Source organism: Streptomyces sp. NPDC031274 (genome assembly GCF_055570235.1).
Genome location: NZ_JBVIHP010000437.1, coordinates 1 through 1,076 on the forward strand (window position 1 = coordinate 1; position 1,076 = coordinate 1,076).

Annotated in this window: 1 protein-coding gene; it reads left to right on the forward strand. The window is 66.3% G+C overall.

Features of this window, described 5'->3' with window-relative positions; translation table 11 throughout:
* Window positions 1-50 precede the first annotated feature (50 nt).
* A partial coding sequence (locus ACZ5CR_RS46995; protein WP_468870197.1) for an AMP-binding protein occupies window positions 51-1,076 on the forward strand: 1,026 nt, incomplete at its 3' end.

A 1,076-nucleotide genomic window follows, 5' to 3' on the forward strand; every position in this document is an offset into this window, starting at 1 on the left:
AGCACGCCTCGCTGGCGACCGCGCAGCAGGCCAGTGGCGTAGGGGGCGCTGTGCCGCTGTTCACGTCGCTGTTCAACTACCGGCACACCACGCCTGAGGTTGGTGACGAGGAGCGCCCGCTCGACGGGATCCGAACTATCTCCGCCCGGGATCAGACCAACTATCCCCTGGCTGTGGGGGTGGGCGACGACGGCGTGGGGCTGCACGTGAGTGTGCTGGCGGTCGACAGTCTGGATCCGCGGGCGTTGGGTCGGATGGTGTGCACTGCGACGGAGGGTGTGGTTGCTGCGCTCTCGAGTGCCCTGGTGGAGGGCGGCCCGGATGTGGCGTTGGGTGCGGTGGATGTGCTGGGGCTGGATGAGCGTGAGTTGTTGGTGTCGGGGTGGAATGACACGGCTGTCGATGTGTCGGGTGTGTCGGGTGTGTCGGTGGTGGAGTTGTTTGGGCGGCGGGTGCGGGAGGTTCCTGGGGCGGTTGCGGTGGTGGTGGGTGAGGGGGAGTTGTCGTATGCGGAGTTGGATGTGCGGTCGAATCGGCTGGCGCATTTCTTGCGGGGTCAGGGTGTGGGTGCTGGGTCGGTGGTGGGTTTGTGTCTGCCGCGTGGGGGTGACTTGGTTGCGGGGATCTTGGGTGTGTTGAAGGCGGGGGCGGCGTTCTTGCCGTTGGACGTGGGTTTGCCGGTGGAGCGGGTTGCGCACATGTTGGCTGACTGTCGTGTGGAGTTGGTGCTGGGTGCGGGGGAGGAGGTGGAGGAGTTGCCGGCTGGGCGTGTGCGGGTGGTGGCTCTTGATGATCCGGTGACGGCGATGTTGGTGGAGGCGTGTGCTGATGTGTCGCCTGAGGTGGTGATTGAGGGGGCGGGGTTGGCGTATGTGATCTACACGTCGGGGTCCTCGGGTGTGCCGAAGGGTGTGGCCGTCGCTCATGCGGGTGTGGTCAATCTGGTGGCTGCGCAGGGTGAGCGGTTCGCCGTGGAGCCGGGCTCGCGCGTACTGCAGTTCGCCTCCGTTGGCTTTGATGCGGCGGTGTCGGAAGTGTTCGTGACGCTGTGTGCGGGGGCGACGCTGGTCATGGCT